Origin of the sequence: Enterobacter cloacae complex sp. P38RS, assembly GCF_014930775.1 — a bacterium.
Lineage (GTDB): Bacteria > Pseudomonadota > Gammaproteobacteria > Enterobacterales > Enterobacteriaceae > Enterobacter > Enterobacter bugandensis.
This window is the reverse complement of record NZ_JADBRS010000002.1, coordinates 115678-131730: the sequence shown is the minus strand read 5'-3', so window position 1 is coordinate 131730 and position 16053 is coordinate 115678. Positions and strand designations below refer to the sequence as shown.

The window sequence follows — 16053 nt, the reverse complement described above, 5'->3', positions numbered from 1 at the left end:
ATTATCATGGGTGCCTATTTAATACGCCGTCTTCTGCTGGTCATTCCCACGCTGTGGGCCATTATCACCATTAACTTTTTTATCGTGCAAATTGCCCCGGGCGGGCCGGTCGACCAGGCCATTGCCGCCATTGAGTTTGGCAACAGCGGCGGCATGCCCGGCGGCGGCGGAGAAGGCATGGGCGCCAGCCATGCGCGAACCGGCGTGGGGAATATCAGCGAAAGCCACTACCGCGGCGGGCGCGGGCTGGATCCTGAAGTGATCGCCGAGATCACCCATCGCTACGGCTTTGATAAGCCGATACACGAGCGCTATTTCAAGATGCTCTGGGATTATATCCGCTTTGATTTTGGCGATAGCCTGTTCCGCAGTGCGTCCGTATTAACGTTGATCAAGCAAAGCCTGCCGGTTTCGGTCACGCTGGGGCTGTGGGGGACGCTGATTATCTATCTGGTCTCTATACCGCTCGGGATCCGAAAAGCGGTGCATAACGGCAGCCGCTTCGATATCTGGAGCAGCACCTTCATCATCATCGGCTATGCTATTCCGGCGTTTCTGTTTGCCGTTCTGCTGATTGTCTTCTTTGCCGGAGGCAGCTATTTCGACATCTTCCCGCTGCGGGGGCTGGTCTCCGCCGATTTCAGCACGCTGCCGTGGTACCAGAAAATCACCGACTATCTCTGGCATATCACGCTGCCGGTGCTGGCGACGGTGATCGGCGGGTTTGCCGCCCTGACCATGTTAACGAAAAATGCCTTTCTCGATGAAATCCGCAAGCAGTATGTCGTGACCGCCCGCGCCAAAGGGGTCAGCGAGAAGCAGATTATGTGGAAACACGTTTTCCGCAACGCCATGCTGCTGGTGATTGCCGGATTTCCAGCCACGTTCATCAGCATGTTTTTTACCGGCTCGCTGCTGATTGAGGTGATGTTCTCGCTCAACGGTCTCGGCCTGCTGGGCTACGAAGCCACCGTATCGCGCGATTATCCGGTAATGTTTGGCACGCTCTATATTTTCACCCTGATTGGCCTGCTGCTGAATATCATCAGCGATATCAGCTATACGCTAGTCGATCCCCGAATTGATTTTGAGGGCCGCTGATGCCGCGTTTAAGCCCCGTTAACCAGGCCCGCTGGGCCCGTTTTCGCCATAACCGCCGCGGCTACTGGTCGCTGTGGATTTTTGCTGTCCTGTTTGTCCTGAGCATGTGTTCGGAGCTGATCGCCAACGACAAACCGTTGCTGGTGCACTTTAACGACCGCTGGTACGTGCCGGTACTGGCTAACTACAGTGAAAGCGACTTCGGCGGCCCGTTTGCCACCCCGGCGGAGTACCAGGATCCGTGGCTGCGCCAGCAGATCGAACAGCACGGCTGGGCCCTCTGGGCTCCGGTACGCTTTGGCGCCAACAGCATTAACTTCGCGACCACAACCCCCTTCCCTTCTCCGCCCTCTGCGCAAAACTGGCTGGGAACAGACGCCAACGGCGGCGACGTGCTGGCGCGCATCCTCTACGGTACGCGGATTTCTATTCTCTTTGGATTAATGCTGACCGTCTTCTCCAGCGTAATGGGCGTAGTGGCCGGCGCCGTTCAGGGCTACTACGGCGGAAAAATTGACCTGTGGGGGCAGCGTATCATCGAAGTCTGGTCCGGTATGCCAACGCTGTTTCTGATCATTCTGCTTTCCAGCGTGGTACAGCCGGGCTTCTGGTGGCTGCTGGGCATCACCGTTCTGTTTGGCTGGATGGCGCTGGTGGGCGTGGTGCGGGCAGAGTTTCTGCGCACCCGTAATTTCGACTATATTCGCGCCGCTCAGGCGTTAGGCGTGAGCGATCGCGCAATCATCTTCCGCCATATGCTTCCCAATGCGGTAGTGGCGACCCTCACCTTCCTGCCCTTTATTCTGTGCAGCTCCATCACCACCCTCACCTCGCTGGACTTTCTGGGCTTCGGCCTGCCGCTGGGGTCGCCGTCGCTCGGCGAACTGCTGCTGCAGGGCAAGAACAACCTGCAGGCGCCGTGGCTGGGCATCACCGCCTTTCTTTCCGTGGCCGTGCTGCTTTCGCTGCTGATTTTTATTGGCGAAGCCGTGCGCGATGCCTTCGATCCCAACAAGGCGGTATAAGATGACGCAGCCACTTCTCAGTATTGATCGCCTGTCGATTGCCTTCTCGAAGCAGGGCGAGACCCGTACCGTGGTCACCGACCTGTCGCTGCAGATCCAGCGCGGTGAAACGCTGGCGCTGGTGGGTGAATCCGGTTCGGGCAAGAGCGTCTCGGCGCTCTCCATCCTGCGTCTGCTGCCCTCCCCGCCCGTGAGCTATCCGCAAGGGGATATTCTGTTCCACGGCAGTTCGCTGCTGCACGCTGATGAACATACCCTGCGCGGTATTCGCGGCAATAAGATTGCCATGATCTTCCAGGAGCCGATGGTGTCGCTCAACCCACTGCATACGCTGGAAAAACAGCTCTATGAAGTGCTGTCACTTCATCGGGGGATGCGCAAAGAGGCCGCGCGGGGCGAAATTCTGGATTGTCTGGAACGTACAGGCATACGCAACGCGGCCAAACGGCTGAATGATTTTCCGCATCAGCTCTCCGGCGGCGAACGCCAGCGGGTAATGATTGCCATGGCCCTGCTCACGCGCCCCGAACTGTTGATTGCCGACGAGCCGACGACGGCGCTGGACGTCACGGTGCAGGCGCAAATTCTGACGCTCTTGAGGGAGCTGCGTGACGAGCTGGACATGAGCCTGCTGTTTATCACGCACAACCTGAGCATCGTGAAAAAGCTGGCCGACAGCGTCGCGGTCATGCAAAACGGGCGCTGCGTTGAACAGAATACCGCGTCCAAACTGCTGAACGCGCCGCAGCATCCCTATACGCAGCGCCTGCTCGACAGCGAACCTTCCGGCGACCCGGTGCCTCTCACGGCAGACAGCACACCGCTGCTACGCGTCGATGATTTATCCGTCTCATTCCCGATCCGCAAAGGCGTTCTGCGGCGCATCGTTGACCAGAACCCGGTGCTGAAAAATATCCGCTTCTCGCTGCGACCGGGTGAATCCCTGGGGCTGGTGGGCGAATCCGGTTCGGGGAAAAGCACTACCGGTCTGGCGCTGCTGCGCTTAATTGCCTCTCAGGGCGAGATCCTGTTTGACGATATGCCGCTGCACCGCTGGAACCGCCGCCAGATGCTGCCCGTGCGGCCCCGCATGCAGGTGGTATTTCAGGATCCCAACTCCTCGCTTAACCCGCGCCTCAGCGTGTTGCAGATTATCGAAGAGGGCCTGCGCGTTCACCAGCCTGGCCTGAGTGCGCAACAGCGGGAACAGGAGGTCATGCGGGTGATGGCGGAAGTGGGCTTAGATCCCGACACTCGCCACCGCTACCCTGCGGAATTTTCCGGCGGACAGCGCCAGCGTATCGCCATCGCCCGCGCGCTGATCCTGAAACCGGAGCTGATTATTCTGGATGAACCGACCTCGTCTCTGGACAGAACCGTACAGGCGCAGATCCTGGCGCTACTCAAAGGGCTACAGCAAAAGCACCGGCTGGCCTATATCTTTATCAGCCATGATCTACAGGTGGTTCGGGCGCTATGCCATCAGGTGATTGTGCTACGACAGGGTGAGGTGGTCGAACAGGGTGATTGCCAGCGCGTATTTGCTGCGCCAACGCAGAGCTACACGCGCCAGCTGCTCGCGGCAGACTAGCGCTTAAAACGGATACTGGCCGGAGAAAGGTTCAGCAATCGCAACGCCAAAGTTTTTCAGGCGGCAGGTCGCGGCGAATTCGTCCTGGCTTTTGACAAAAAGGCACGGCTCCCCTTCGCACTCCAGTACGGAGCTGTCCACTTCGATATCCGTCAGGGCCTGGCTGAGACGCTCCATCACCCGCCACGCATTTTCGTCGCTCGGGCTCAGCAGCTTGAGCGCCACCAGGCAATTCTCACAGCCCGCGACGCTTTGCGGAATCGGTTCAACTTTCGAACCTGCAAAACCCGCCGACCAGCGATAGCTCTGGGGCAAGCGATGGACAATGGAGAGTTGTAATGTATTCACGTTCGTTCCCCGGAAGCAAAATTTACTTCACAATTTATTTACATTTATAGTAACACATCATCGCCAACCTGCACTATTCAGCGCTTTTTTATCGGTATCGAGGCTCGCGTCGGCGCTATATGTACCCGTTTCTGCGATCTAACTCAACCTTTTTGAATACAATGATGTGACTTTTTACATAAATAGATTTTACATAAAATAAACAAACACGGGATAAACGAACGCGAGTTTGGTTGATATGCGTCAACAAAAAAGGCCCTTTCGGGCCTTATCTGCGCGTTAGTGCGCCGCTTTTCGCGGCCGGCTGGCATAAAGACAGAAAAGCACAGAGCTGGTTGCGCAAAAAGCCATCGCCCACAGCATAGGCCAGGCCGTAGTAAAGGTCGCCATAGAGAGTAACGCCCCGACGATGGCACCAATCCCGAAGCGGAAGGTTCCCGCTAGTGACGATGCGGTTCCCGCCATGTGCGGGAATTCGTCGAGGATCACCGCCATCGCATTGGATGAGATCATCGACACGCAGCCGACAAAGGCCGCCACGCCGATCACCAGCGCCCAGAAGCCCACGTCCAGAAACGCGCTCACCACCAGCCAGACCGCCATCACAAACTGGATCCACAGCCCGGCGCGGAACATGTTCAGCGCGCCCACCCGCCGGACAAAGCGGCTGTTAATTATGGTCAGGACAAACAGGAAGACGATATTGAGCGCAAAATAATAGCCAAAGTGCTGCGGCGAAACGTGGTTCAGTTCGATATAGACAAACGGCCCGGCGCTCAGGAAGGAGAACATTCCGGCGAAGCTGAACCCGCTCGCCAGCATGTAGCTCAGCACCCGCTTGTGGCGAAACAGCGAGGCAAAGTTGCCTATCGTGGTTCGAATATGAAATTTCTGGCGGCGCTCGACGGGCAGCGTTTCATCAATAAAGAAGAAAATCATCGCCGAGGCCAGCAGCGCGGCCAGCGCCAGGATCCAGAAAATCGCGTGCCAGCTAAACCACACCAGCACCGCACCACCGGCCATCGGTGCCACCAGCGGCGCAATCGTCGTCACCAGCATGACGAACGACATCATGCGGGAGAACTCTTCTTTCGGGTAGATATCACGCATCAGGGCGTTGATCACCACGCTCGCGGCAGCGGCGGCCAACCCGTGCAGGAAGCGCATGATAATCAGCTGATCGATACTCTGCGCCAGCGCACAGGCGACCGCTGCGGCCGCAAAGACCAGCGTCCCGCCAAGAATAACCGGCTTACGCCCCAGGCTGTCGGCCATTGGGCCATACAGCAGCTGTCCGAGCGCGAAACCGAGAATATAGGTGCTGAGCGTCATCTGCGCGCTGCCTGCCGGTACGCCAAACTGGGCGGAAATCACCGGCAGCGCAGGCAGATACATGTCGATAGACAGTGGCATCAGCATCGCCAGCAGGCCAAGAATGAAGACAATTTTGAACGACGAGTGTGGCCTGGTGGTCACAGGGTTCTCCTGAAATTAGTGAGAAGGCAGACCGACGCTGGCAATCTCTTCTTCCGTCAGCGGACGATATTCACCGGGCGCCAGGTCGGGATCGAGCGCAATCGCACCGATGCGTTCACGGTGCAGGCCCACAACGTGGTTACCCACGGCGGCAAACATGCGTTTCACCTGATGGTAGCGTCCTTCGCTGATGGTCAAACGGACCTCCGTCGGGGTGATGACCTCAAGCACGGCGGGTTTGGTCAGATCCTTTTCATTATGCAGCTGAACGCCTTTCGCGAATTGCTCTGCCGTGTCATCCGCAACCGGTGACTCCAGCGTGACCAGATAGGTTTTCTCACAGTGGTGGCGCGGGGAAGTGATGCGATGCGACCACTGACCGTCGTCGGTCATCAGCACCAGACCGGTGGTGTCGATGTCGAGGCGGCCCGCGGCGTGCAGCTTATGCGCCACCGGTTCGTCGAGGAAATAGAGCACCGTCGGGTGATCCGGATCGTCCGTTGAGCAGACATAGCCTTCCGGCTTATTGAGCATGAAATAGCGGGGACCGTGCTGCTGGGTCAGCGGATTGCCGTCGTACTCAACCTGATGGTCAGGCTGCAGTTTGAACGCGCTGTCTCGCACAATGTCGCCATCCACGGTAACGCGGTTGGCGCGAATTTCGCGCCCGGCAATAGCGCGGCTTACGCCGAGTTGCTGAGCGATAAACTTATCAAGTCGCATGAAATCTTTTTAGCCTTAATGGTGCTGGAAGTCGGACCGTGCGTCCGAAAAAAGAAGCAGTCAGGAACGGTTCAGTATAATGGTCTGGTTGCGCCACTCAAGGGAAAAAGTTTCGTGGCATACTATATGCGGATTAACGAAACAGAGACCCCATGACTTTTACACTTCGTCCCTATCAGCAGGAAGCCGTTGACGCGACGCTCGCCTGGTTCCGTAAACACCGGGAACCGGCGGCCATTGTCCTCCCGACCGGTGCAGGCAAGAGCCTGGTCATTGCCGAACTGGCGCGCCTGGCGCGCGGTCGCGTGCTGGTATTGGCCCACGTCAAAGAGCTGGTGGCGCAAAACCATGCCAAATATTGTGCGCTGGGGCTGGAAGCCGACATTTTCGCCGCCGGGCTGAAGCGCAAAGAGAGCCACGGCAAAGTGGTTTTCGGCAGCGTACAGTCGGTGGCCCGTAACCTGGATCTGTTCCGCAGCGAGTTTTCGCTGCTGATTGTCGACGAATGTCACCGCATCAGCGATGACGACGACAGCCAGTATCAGCAAATCCTCACTCACCTTAAAGAGGTGAACCCTCACTTACGCCTGCTCGGCCTGACGGCAACCCCGTTTCGTCTGGGCAAAGGCTGGATCTACCGCTTTCATTATCATGGCATGGTGCGCGGCGACGAGAAAGCGCTGTTCAGCGACTGTATCTATGAACTTCCGCTGCGCTACATGATTAAGCACGGCTACCTGACGCCGCCCGAGCGGCTGGATATGCCGGTCGTGCAGTACGATTTCAGCCGCTTACAGGCGCAGAGCAACGGGCTGTTCAGCGAGGCGGATCTTAACCATGAGCTGAAAAAACAGAAGCGGATCACGCCGCATATCATCAGCCAGATTGAAGAGTTCGCGCAAACGCGTAAAGGGGTGATGATTTTTGCTGCCACTGTCGAACACGCGCGCGAAATCACGGGACTGCTACCCGCTGACGACGCAGCGCTGATCACTGGCGAAACGCCCGGCCCGGAGCGCGACAGGCTGATTGAGGCTTTCAAAGCCCAGCAGTTCCGCTACCTGGTGAATGTCTCCGTATTAACCACCGGGTTTGACGCCCCGCACGTCGACCTGATTGCGATTCTGCGCCCGACGGAATCCGTCAGCCTGTATCAGCAGATTGTCGGCCGTGGCCTGCGCCTGGCGCCGGGCAAAACCGACTGCCTGATACTGGATTACGCCGGCAACCCGCACGATCTGTACTCCCCGGAAGTGGGCGCGCCAAAAGGCAAAAGCGACAACGTGCCGGTACAGGTGTTTTGCCCGGCCTGCGGCTTTGCCAACACCTTCTGGGGAAAAACCACCGCCGACGGCACGCTGATTGAACACTTTGGCCGCCGCTGTCAGGGCTGGTTTGAGGATGATGAGGGGCATCGCGAGCAGTGCGATTTCCGCTTCCGCTTCAAAAACTGCCCGCAGTGCAACGCCGAAAATGACATCGCCGCCCGCCGTTGCCGCGAGTGCGACACGGTGCTGGTGGACCCGGACGACATGCTGAAAGCGGCGCTGAAGCTGAAAGATGCGCTGGTGTTGCGCTGCTCCGGCATGGCGCTGCAGCCCGGCGCGGATGAAAAAGGCGAATGGCTGAAAATCACCTATTACGATGAGGATGGCGCTGACGTCAGCGAACGGTTCAGGGTTCAGACGCCTGCCCAGCGTACGGCATTTGAGCAGCTGTTTATCCGGCCGCATACCCGTACGCCTGGCGTGCCGCTGCGCTGGATAACCGTGGCGGATATCGTGCATCAGCAGGCGCAGCTGCGCCACCCCGACTTCGTGGTCGCCCGTAAGAAAGGCCAGTTCTGGCAGGTTCGCGAGAAGGTCTTTGACTATGAAGGTCGCTTCCGTCGGGCAAATGAATTGCGCGGCTAACGGGACTTTTCATTGATGTGCGGGGCATTTGAGTATAAAATGCCGCCCGCTTCACATCCGTGGGGCAGAACACTCACCTGCTGCTGGGTCGCCTGTAGTAGGGTTTTAAATACAGAGAGAAATCAATGTTCACTATCGAAGCAGAAGTACGTAACGTGCAGGGTAAGGGTGCGAGCCGCCGCCTGCGTAACGCTAACAAGTTCCCGGCTATCGTTTACGGTGGCGAAGCTGCTCCAGTTGCTATCGAACTGGATCACGACAAAGTGTGGAACATGCAGACCAAAGCTGAGTTCTACAGCGAAGTTCTGACCATCGTTGTTGGCGGTAAAGAAGAAAAAGTGAAGGTTCAGGCTGTTCAGCGTCACGCGTTCAAGCCAAAACTGACTCACATCGACTTCGTTCGCGCGTAATCGCAAACCTGTCGAGAAAACCCCGCTTCGGCGGGGTTTTTTTATGGCTGCTATTTACCGCCAGACGTGCGGCGCTGAAGCTGATCGCGCAGATTCGGCGGCGTGCCTTTGATGGTCAGGGTATCGGTGGCTGGATCCCAGAAAATGCGTTCCCCTAACAGCATGGCGTCAAAGTTGATGGTTAACCCACCGCCGCTGCCGGCAAATTTGGTTAACTGACGCAGCGTGCTGCGATCCGCCGGGAAGCTCTCCTCAAGCTCATAGCCCTTCTCCGCGGTGAATTCCTGGAAGCTCACTTCGCTGACGCCCGCCAGCTCTTTTGACAGGGACTCCAGTTCAATCTCTTCCCCCGCCTGCAGCTGCTCGTTGCAGTAGCTGTAAACCTGCTGACGCACGGTCTGGCGTTCAGATTTATCGAGTTGCGCTTCCGCCGTGAAGTCATCAACGGCCTGCAGCAGCCCTTTGTTCTGCGCTTTGGCGTTCAGGCCTTCGCTGGCACCGAGGAAGTCCATAAAGAAATCCGCCACTTTGCGGCCCACCCGCCCCTTCAGGAAGGTGAGGTAGCGGGTCGACTCCGGGTTAGTTTCCCACTCGGTCAAATCAATACGCGCCACAATATCCGCATGGTTGATATCCAGATAGTGCGTTGAGCTGATGTCCAGCTGCTCGTTCACGCGCATGCTGCTTAAGTTATTCAGCACGGTAACCAGCAGGTACTCGACCGCCAGGTAACGATAGTGGCAGAACAGGACAATACCGCCGTCGGCGAACGGATATTTCGCCAGCTCGTCGCGCAGACGCCCGGTTGCCGCGCGGCTAAACGCCAGGAAATCCTCCTCGCCCTGACGCTGCAGGCGCAGGCTATCGGCCAGCTCACTCTCTTCGCTGAACAGACCATAGGCTTTATTTTTAGCGCTGTAGACGCGATGCAGCTCTGCCATCATTTCCACAACGGTTGCCGTGGGTTCCAGTAACGAATCGCGTAGCACCACTTCAAGGGTTTGCTCATCACGCTTGATAAGCTGGTGCAAGGCAATCTGGTTGATTTCCAGACTCATGATAAACTCTCCTTTTAGACCGGGCGGTATTCAACCACCACCAGGACATGTGTGCAACAACAGATAAAAAAGGGGAAAAAAAGCTGTTGCTACGGTAATATGTTGCCCTTTCATCAACAAACTGATTTTGATTTATGCCACAACATTCCCGCTACAGTGATGAACACGTTGAACAACTGCTCAGTGAGCTGGTCAACGTACTGGAAAAACATAAAACGCCGACCGATCTCTCCCTGATGGTTTTGGGAAATATGGTCACCAACCTTATCAACACCAGCGTTGCTCCGGCTCAGCGTCAGGCGATCGCCAAATCTTTCGCCCAGGCGTTACAGTCATCCGTCAGCAACGACCAGGCCCATTAAGGGAAACGAACAACAGTTTATGGTGACGAATCGTCAGCGCTACCGTGAAAAAGTCTCCCAGATGGTCAGCTGGGGACACTGGTTTGCCCTGTTCAACATTCTGCTAGCGACGGTAATTGGCTGTCGTTATCTGTTTGTCGCAGACTGGCCCACAACGCTAACCGGGCGTATCTACTCCTGGATAAGCGTTGTTGGTCACTTTAGCTTTTTGGTATTCGCCACCTATCTGCTGATCCTGTTTCCTCTGACGTTTATCGTCATGTCGCAGCGTTTGATGCGGTTCTTGTCCGCAATCCTTGCGACGGTGGGGATGACGCTGCTGCTTATCGACAGTGAAGTGTTCACCCGCTTCCACCTGCATCTCAACCCTATCGTCTGGGAACTGGTGATCAACCCCGACCAGAACGAAACGGCCCGCGACTGGCAGCTGATGTTCATCAGCGTTCCGGTGATCCTGTTGATTGAGATGCTGTTTGCCACCTGGAGCTGGCAAAAGCTCCGCAGCCTGACCCGACGCCGCCATTACGCGAAGCCCGTCGCCGCGCTCTTTTTCGTCTCATTTATCAGTTCGCATCTCATGTATATCTGGGCGGATGCGAACTTCTATCGCCCTATTACCATGCAGCGCGCTAACCTGCCGCTCTCTTATCCGATGACGGCCCGTCGTTTCCTTGAGAAACACGGCCTGCTTGATGCCCAGGAGTACCAGCGCCGTCTGGTCGAACAGGGTAATCCGGAGGCGGTTAGCGTGCAGTATCCACTGAGCGATCTGCGCTATCGCGATATGGGTCGCGGGCAAAACGTCCTGCTGATTACCGTCGATGGCCTCAACTATTCTCGTTACGAGAAGCAGATGCCTGCGCTGGCCGATTTCGCGAGTCAGAACGTATCGTTTACCCAACATATGAGTTCAGGTAACTCAACCGATGCAGGTATCTTTGGCCTGTTCTATGGCATTTCTGCCGGATACATGGACGGCGTGCTGTCTGCGCGCATTCCTGCGGCGCTGATCACCGGGCTTAATCAGCAGGGCTATCAGTTAGGGTTGTTCTCATCGGACGGCTTCAACAGTCCACTGTACCGCCAGGCGCTGCTCTCTGATTTCTCACTGCCTGCCGCGCAGAGCCAGTCTGATGCCCAGACCGCAAACCAGTGGATAAACTGGCTGCAGCGCTACGCGCAGGAAGATAACCGCTGGTTCTCGTGGGTGGCCTTTAACGGCACAACGCTTAACGACAGCAACCAGGCTAGCTTTGCGCGCCGCTACGGCCGCGCGGCCAGCGATGTTGACGCACAGATTGGCCGCGTGCTTGACGCGCTACGTGAATCAGGCAAGCTTGATAACACGGTCGTGATCGTGACCGCGGGGCATGGCGTACCGTTAGGCGACGAGACGAAGAGCATGAGCTGGTCACGTCCAAACCTGCATGTTCCGCTGGTGATCCACTGGCCGGGAACGCCGGCGCAGCGCATCAATATGCTCACAGAACATAAAGATGTCATGACGACCCTGATGCAGCGCCTGCTGCACGTCAGTACGCCAGCAAACGAGTATTCGCAGGGGCAGGATCTCTTCAGCGCCACGCGCCGCCATAACTGGGTGACTGCAGCTGACGGCAACACGCTGGTGGTGACCACGCCGAAGCTGACGCTGGTGCTGAACAGCAACGGGAACTATCAGACCTATAATCTGCAGGGTGAACGGCTGAAGGACCAGAAACCACAGCTTAGCCTGCTGTTACAGGTTCTGACGGATGAGAAGCGCTTCATCGCTAACTGATTAATAATAAACCAGTTAGCGACGGATTCCCTTGCATTCGAAACGGAATCGAGTAGTATTCTTTCTATGCGTCGGCACGTAGCGCAGCCTGGTAGCGCACCGTCATGGGGTGTCGGGGGTCGGAGGTTCAAATCCTCTCGTGCCGACCAAAAACACATTGAAAACCAGCCTATTACGGCTGGTTTTTTATTTTGCCTCGTCCGGTGTTTTGCGCAGGTACATCAGTGTAACCAGACAAATCACGGCTCCGGCATAAAACGTATATTCCGCGCCAAACCTTTCCCAGATGGCCCCGGCGCCCAGGCTGGCGACTAACAATCCCACGCCGCTGACCAGACTAAAAATGCCGTAGGCGGTACCGCGCAGATCCGCAGGTGCCGTTTTTGCGATCATTGCCGCCAGCAGCCCCTGCGTCATCCCCATATGCACTCCCCAAAGCGCAACGCCCAGAAGCATTCCAGCCCAGTGGGTGCTTAGCGCCAGCACAATATCTGCCCCAATCAGCATCACCAGGCCCCACTGCAGTAGTCGGGTGTGGCTCATCCCGTCCGATAACTTGCCAAACGGATAGGCTGACAGAAAATAGAGCAAATTCATGGCCACCATCACCAGCGGGATCAGCGCCAGCGGCACCCCCGACTGCTGTGCGCGCAGGACAAGAAAGGCTTCACTGAAACGTGCGAGCGTGAAGATGGCGCCCAGGCCAATAACCCACCAGCAGCCTTTCCCGAGGCGCCTGAGGTTCTCTTTTTTGATGGGGTTCTTGCGTTTATGTTCGACGGGCGTTTTCGGCTCATGCAGGCCGAAGAAAAGCAGCGCCACGGCGAAGACGCCGGGGATCACTGCGATCCAGAAGATAGTACGGAAATCATCGTTCCACAGCAGCATTAAGCCTACGGCCAGCAGCGGCCCGAGAAATGCGCCGACGGTATCCATCGACTGACGCAGCCCAAAGGCCGCGCCGCGAAGTTCCGGCGGCGTAACGTCAGCGACCAGCGCATCGCGCGGTGCGCCCCGGATCCCCTTCCCTACCCGGTCGATTAAGCGTGCCCCCAGAATCATGCCCGACGAAGAGGCGATAGCGAACAGCGGCTTACTCAGCGCGCCAAGACCGTAGCCCAGCACCGCCAGTCCTTTACGTTTACCCAGGTAGTCACTGATGGCACCGGAAAAAACTTTGATAAACAGCGCGGTGGCTTCAGCCAGGCCTTCAATCAAGCCAATGAAAATCACGCTGGCTCCCAGTGTCGTGACCATAAACAGCGGCAGCAGGCTGTGAATGATCTCCGAGGAGATATCCATCAGCATACTGACCCCACCCACAACCCAGACGCCTTTCGGGATCCGGCTGAGCGTTGCAAACCGGGATAACATTGAACATCTCCTGCTTTATGTCGAACGACCTTGTTCGACACAGAATACCCTGGAAATGCGAATAAATATCATCACATATAAAAAAGCCAGCCCGCAGGCTGGCTTCTTATAGCAGGTGAATGCTCAGTGTTTTTCACGTCCGCCCAGGAAGAAAATGCCCAGCGGGATGGCCAGCAGAACGGTGAAGACAAGGCTGTAAACGAAGATCATCGCCGACTGCAGCACATACATGCTGGTAGTCCAGGCGGAGAGAGGAATGTTGTACTGTTCAATGACGCCAACAATGGTGGCCCGCCCGACGCACGCGGCAGCAATCATAAACACGACGAGTAGCGCCAGGAGGAACTTGCGGCCTTCAGGTGTTTTCAGTTTTGCACGAACCATCTCTCTTCCCTTTCACAGATGAATAACATTATCGATGGACTAAAATAACACGAACGCCCGTCACACTCCACACCAGTACAAACACCTGCCAAAAAGGTTAATTCTAAGTTTATTACGCTGCATATAATGAAAATGTAAGTAAATCACACCAATCATTCACACTCGTTATGTTAGTCTGTTCAGGACCGTTTTGACATAAAGGAATGACAATGAAAAACGCACCTAAATTTGCCATCGCGCTTCTCGCCGCCGCGTGCGTCAGCACCAGCGCTTTCGCCAGCGACGCCCAAAAAGCGCAGCCGCTGGAAAAAGTTGCACCCTATCCGCAAGCGGAAAAAGGCATGAAGCGTCAGGTGATTCAACTGCCGGTTCAGCAGGACGAAGCGAATTACAAAGTCGAACTGTTAATTGGCAAGACGCTGGAAGTGGACTGCAATCAGCATCGTCTGGGCGGCCAGCTGGAAAGCAAAACCCTGGAAGGCTGGGGTTATGACTATTACGTCTTTGATAAAGTGACCTCTCCGGTCTCTACCATGATGGCCTGCCCGGACGGCAAGAAAGAGAAGAAATTTGTGACGGCCTATCTGGGCGACAACAGCCTGCTGCGCTACAACAGCAAGTTGCCGATCGTGGTATATACGCCTGAAAACGTGGAAGTAAAATATCGCGTGTGGAAGGCAGAAGAGACGGTCGGACAAGCGGTAGTACGTTAAAAACAAGTCGGGTGGCGGCTTCGCCTTACCCGACCTGCTAAACTAAAAACGGTAACAGATGTTACCGTTTTGCTTTTACCTTACAGCGCGATATCCGCAACCGGCTTGTTTTCCGGCTGAGGCTTCAGCTCCGCCTTCGGCGCAGCATCCGCAGCCTGCGGCTTCACGTACTGCAGCTGCAGCACGCGGCTGGTGTACTCCAGCTCTTGTTCCGTCGCATCCACGTTACCGTTCAGCTTCGTGCCGTAGGATGGAATAATGGTTTTCAGCTTCGCCTGCCATTCCGGGCTGGCAACTTTGTCTTTAAACACTTTTTCCATCAGGTGCAGCATGATTGGCGCAGCGGTAGATGCACCCGGTGACGCACCCAGCAGCGCGGCAATCGTGCCATCCTTATCGCTCACCACTTCGGTACCCAGACGCAGCACGCCGCCCTCTTTCGGATCGCGCTTGATGATCTGCACGCGCTGACCCGCCTGCCACAGACGCCAGTCTTCTTTCTTCGCCTGCGGATAGTACTCTTTCAGCGCCTCGAAGCGTTCTTCATCAGAAAGCATCACCTGGCTAATCAGGTATTTCACCAGGTCGAAATTATCCAGGCCCACGTCCATCATCGGTTTGACGTTAGAGGTGGTGGTCGCGCTCAGCAGATCCCAGAGGGAGCCGTTTTTCAGGAACTTGGTTGAGAAGGTCGCGAACGGTCCGAACAGCACCACGCGTTTACCGTCAAGCATACGGGTATCGATATGCGGGACGGACATCGGTGGCGCACCGACGGAAGCCTGACCGTACACTTTTGCCAGGTGACGGTTCACCACTTCCGGGTTCTCGGACACCAGGAACTGGCCGCCGACCGGGAAGCCCGCGTAGTCGTCAGCTTCAGGAATACCGGACTCCTGCAGCAGCTTCAGCGCCGCGCCGCCCGCACCGATGAAGACAAATTTCGCCTTAATGACGTGCTCGGCTTCATTGTTTTTCAGATCGGCAACCGTCACGCTCCAGCTGTTGTCCGCATTGCGCTTAAAGCCGCGCACTTCGGTGCTGAGCTGCAAATTGAAGTTATCTTTCTTCTTCAGGGACGCCACCAGCTGACGGGTAATTTCGCCGTAGTTCACGTCGGTGCCAATTTCGGTACGGGTCGCCGCCACTTTCTGGTTCGGGTCACGGCCTTCCATGACCAGCGGCGCCCACTCTTTAATCTGCGCGTGGTCTTCGGAGTATTTCATCCCACGGAACAGGGTGCTCTGCTGCAGCGCAGCGTAGCGCGCGCGCAGGAAATTCACGTTTTGCTCGCCCCACACAAAGCTCATGTGCGGCACGGTATTGATGAAGGAGTGCGGGTCGTGCATCACGCCGCTGTTGACCTGGTGAGACCAGAACTGACGCGAGATCTGGAACGCTTCATTGATCTCTACCGCCTTCTCGATACTAATGGAACCGTCCTTTTTCTGCGGCGTATAGTTCAGTTCCATGAGTGCCGAATGGCCCGTACCAGCGTTATTCCAGCCGTTCGAACTCTCCTGCGCCACGCCATCAAGGCGCTCGACCATGGTCATGGACCAGTCCGGCTGCAGTTCTTGCAGATAGGTTCCCAGCGTGGCGCTCATGATGCCGCCACCAATTAAAAGGACGTCCGTTTCCTGCTCTTTTGGTGCGTCTGCTTTCGCTGCCATTGAGACGGCGTTGAGCCCGACGGCCAGAGAAAAGAGCATGGCAGTCATTTTTTTCATAATTTATGCCTTAGTGTAAAAGTGCTTGATGCGTGGAAATTGCAGGTGAAAAAAGCTGCGTGGGC

Annotated in this window: 15 protein-coding genes and 1 tRNA gene; 9 read left to right on the top strand and 7 right to left on the bottom strand. The window is 56.5% G+C overall.

Going from position 1 to position 16053, the window contains the following annotated elements; translation table 11 throughout:
* Positions 1-6 precede the first annotated feature (6 nt).
* Genes IM303_RS04155 through yejF form a run of 3 tightly spaced genes read left to right on the top strand, consistent with a single transcriptional unit; the run spans position 7 to position 3717 of the window.
* Positions 7-1101 carry a microcin C ABC transporter permease YejB gene (locus IM303_RS04155; protein ID WP_028013880.1) on the top strand — a complete coding sequence of 365 codons (1095 nt, stop codon included), beginning with the start codon at positions 7-9 and terminating at the stop codon, positions 1099-1101.
* A complete protein-coding gene (locus IM303_RS04150; protein WP_028013881.1) occupies positions 1101-2126 on the top strand; it encodes an ABC transporter permease in 1026 nt (341 codons plus the stop codon). The genes IM303_RS04155 and IM303_RS04150 overlap by 1 nt, the downstream gene beginning before the upstream one ends.
* A 1-nt stretch (position 2127) precedes the next feature.
* Complete coding sequence (yejF, locus tag IM303_RS04145) at positions 2128-3717, top strand: microcin C ABC transporter ATP-binding protein YejF (protein ID WP_049000383.1); 1590 nt, start codon at positions 2128-2130, stop codon at positions 3715-3717.
* A gap of 3 nt (positions 3718-3720) precedes the next feature.
* On the opposite strand, the gene IM303_RS04140 is transcribed toward yejF, so the two are convergent.
* The 3 genes from IM303_RS04140 to rsuA all read right to left on the bottom strand — a co-directional run bounded on the left by IM303_RS04140 (position 3721) and on the right by rsuA (position 6264).
* Positions 3721-4065, bottom strand: coding sequence for a YejG family protein (locus IM303_RS04140; RefSeq protein WP_028013883.1), 345 nt, complete (start codon positions 4063-4065; stop codon positions 3721-3723).
* 279 nt (positions 4066-4344) lie between these two features.
* Entirely contained in the window at positions 4345-5541 is a 1197-nt protein-coding gene (locus tag IM303_RS04135; RefSeq protein ID WP_041908984.1) for a Bcr/CflA family multidrug efflux MFS transporter, read from the bottom strand.
* Positions 5542-5556: 15 nt separating this feature from the next.
* A complete protein-coding gene (gene rsuA, locus IM303_RS04130) occupies positions 5557-6264 on the bottom strand; it encodes a 16S rRNA pseudouridine(516) synthase RsuA (RefSeq protein ID WP_028013885.1) in 708 nt (235 codons plus the stop codon).
* 152 nt (positions 6265-6416) lie between these two features.
* On the opposite strand from rsuA, the gene IM303_RS04125 reads away from it, so the two are divergent.
* Positions 6417-8177, top strand: coding sequence for a DEAD/DEAH box helicase (locus IM303_RS04125; RefSeq protein WP_049000384.1), 1761 nt, complete (start codon positions 6417-6419; stop codon positions 8175-8177).
* 125 nt (positions 8178-8302) lie between these two features.
* Positions 8303-8587 carry a 50S ribosomal protein L25 gene (gene rplY / locus IM303_RS04120; protein ID WP_028013887.1) on the top strand — a complete coding sequence of 95 codons (285 nt, stop codon included), beginning with the start codon at positions 8303-8305 and terminating at the stop codon, positions 8585-8587.
* 50 nt (positions 8588-8637) lie between these two features.
* Here the strand turns inward: rplY and yejK are convergent, their stop codons facing one another.
* The gene (gene yejK, locus IM303_RS04115) at positions 8638-9645 is read right to left on the bottom strand and encodes a nucleoid-associated protein YejK (RefSeq protein ID WP_008500957.1); all 1008 of its coding nucleotides are present in this window, start codon (positions 9643-9645) and stop codon (positions 8638-8640) included.
* A gap of 134 nt (positions 9646-9779) precedes the next feature.
* Between yejK and IM303_RS04110 the strand changes: the two genes are divergently transcribed.
* The 3 genes from IM303_RS04110 to IM303_RS04100 all read left to right on the top strand — a co-directional run bounded on the left by IM303_RS04110 (position 9780) and on the right by IM303_RS04100 (position 11936).
* Positions 9780-10007 (top strand): YejL family protein, encoded by a 228-nt coding sequence (locus IM303_RS04110; protein ID WP_014884596.1) that lies wholly within the window; start codon positions 9780-9782, stop codon positions 10005-10007.
* A gap of 19 nt (positions 10008-10026) precedes the next feature.
* On the top strand, positions 10027-11787 hold the full coding sequence (gene yejM / locus IM303_RS04105) for an LPS biosynthesis-modulating metalloenzyme YejM (RefSeq protein ID WP_049000385.1): 1761 nt from the start codon (positions 10027-10029) through the stop codon (positions 11785-11787).
* Positions 11788-11859: 72 nt separating this feature from the next.
* Positions 11860-11936: transfer RNA gene (locus IM303_RS04100), tRNA-Pro, on the top strand.
* Between the two features lie 37 nt (positions 11937-11973).
* Here IM303_RS04100 and IM303_RS04095 read toward each other — a convergent pair.
* Both IM303_RS04095 and IM303_RS04090 read right to left on the bottom strand, forming a co-directional pair.
* On the bottom strand, positions 11974-13161 hold the full coding sequence (locus IM303_RS04095) for an MFS transporter (protein ID WP_193359611.1): 1188 nt from the start codon (positions 13159-13161) through the stop codon (positions 11974-11976).
* 123 nt (positions 13162-13284) lie between these two features.
* Entirely contained in the window at positions 13285-13545 is a 261-nt protein-coding gene (locus IM303_RS04090; protein ID WP_008500962.1) for a DUF2534 family protein, read from the bottom strand.
* Positions 13546-13754: 209 nt separating this feature from the next.
* Between IM303_RS04090 and eco the strand changes: the two genes are divergently transcribed.
* Positions 13755-14258, top strand: coding sequence for a serine protease inhibitor ecotin (gene eco / locus IM303_RS04085; RefSeq protein ID WP_028013891.1), 504 nt, complete (start codon positions 13755-13757; stop codon positions 14256-14258).
* Between the two features lie 80 nt (positions 14259-14338).
* Here the strand turns inward: eco and mqo are convergent, their stop codons facing one another.
* The gene (gene mqo / locus IM303_RS04080) at positions 14339-15988 is read right to left on the bottom strand and encodes a malate dehydrogenase (quinone) (RefSeq protein WP_028013892.1); all 1650 of its coding nucleotides are present in this window, start codon (positions 15986-15988) and stop codon (positions 14339-14341) included.
* Positions 15989-16053: the final 65 nt, after the last annotated feature.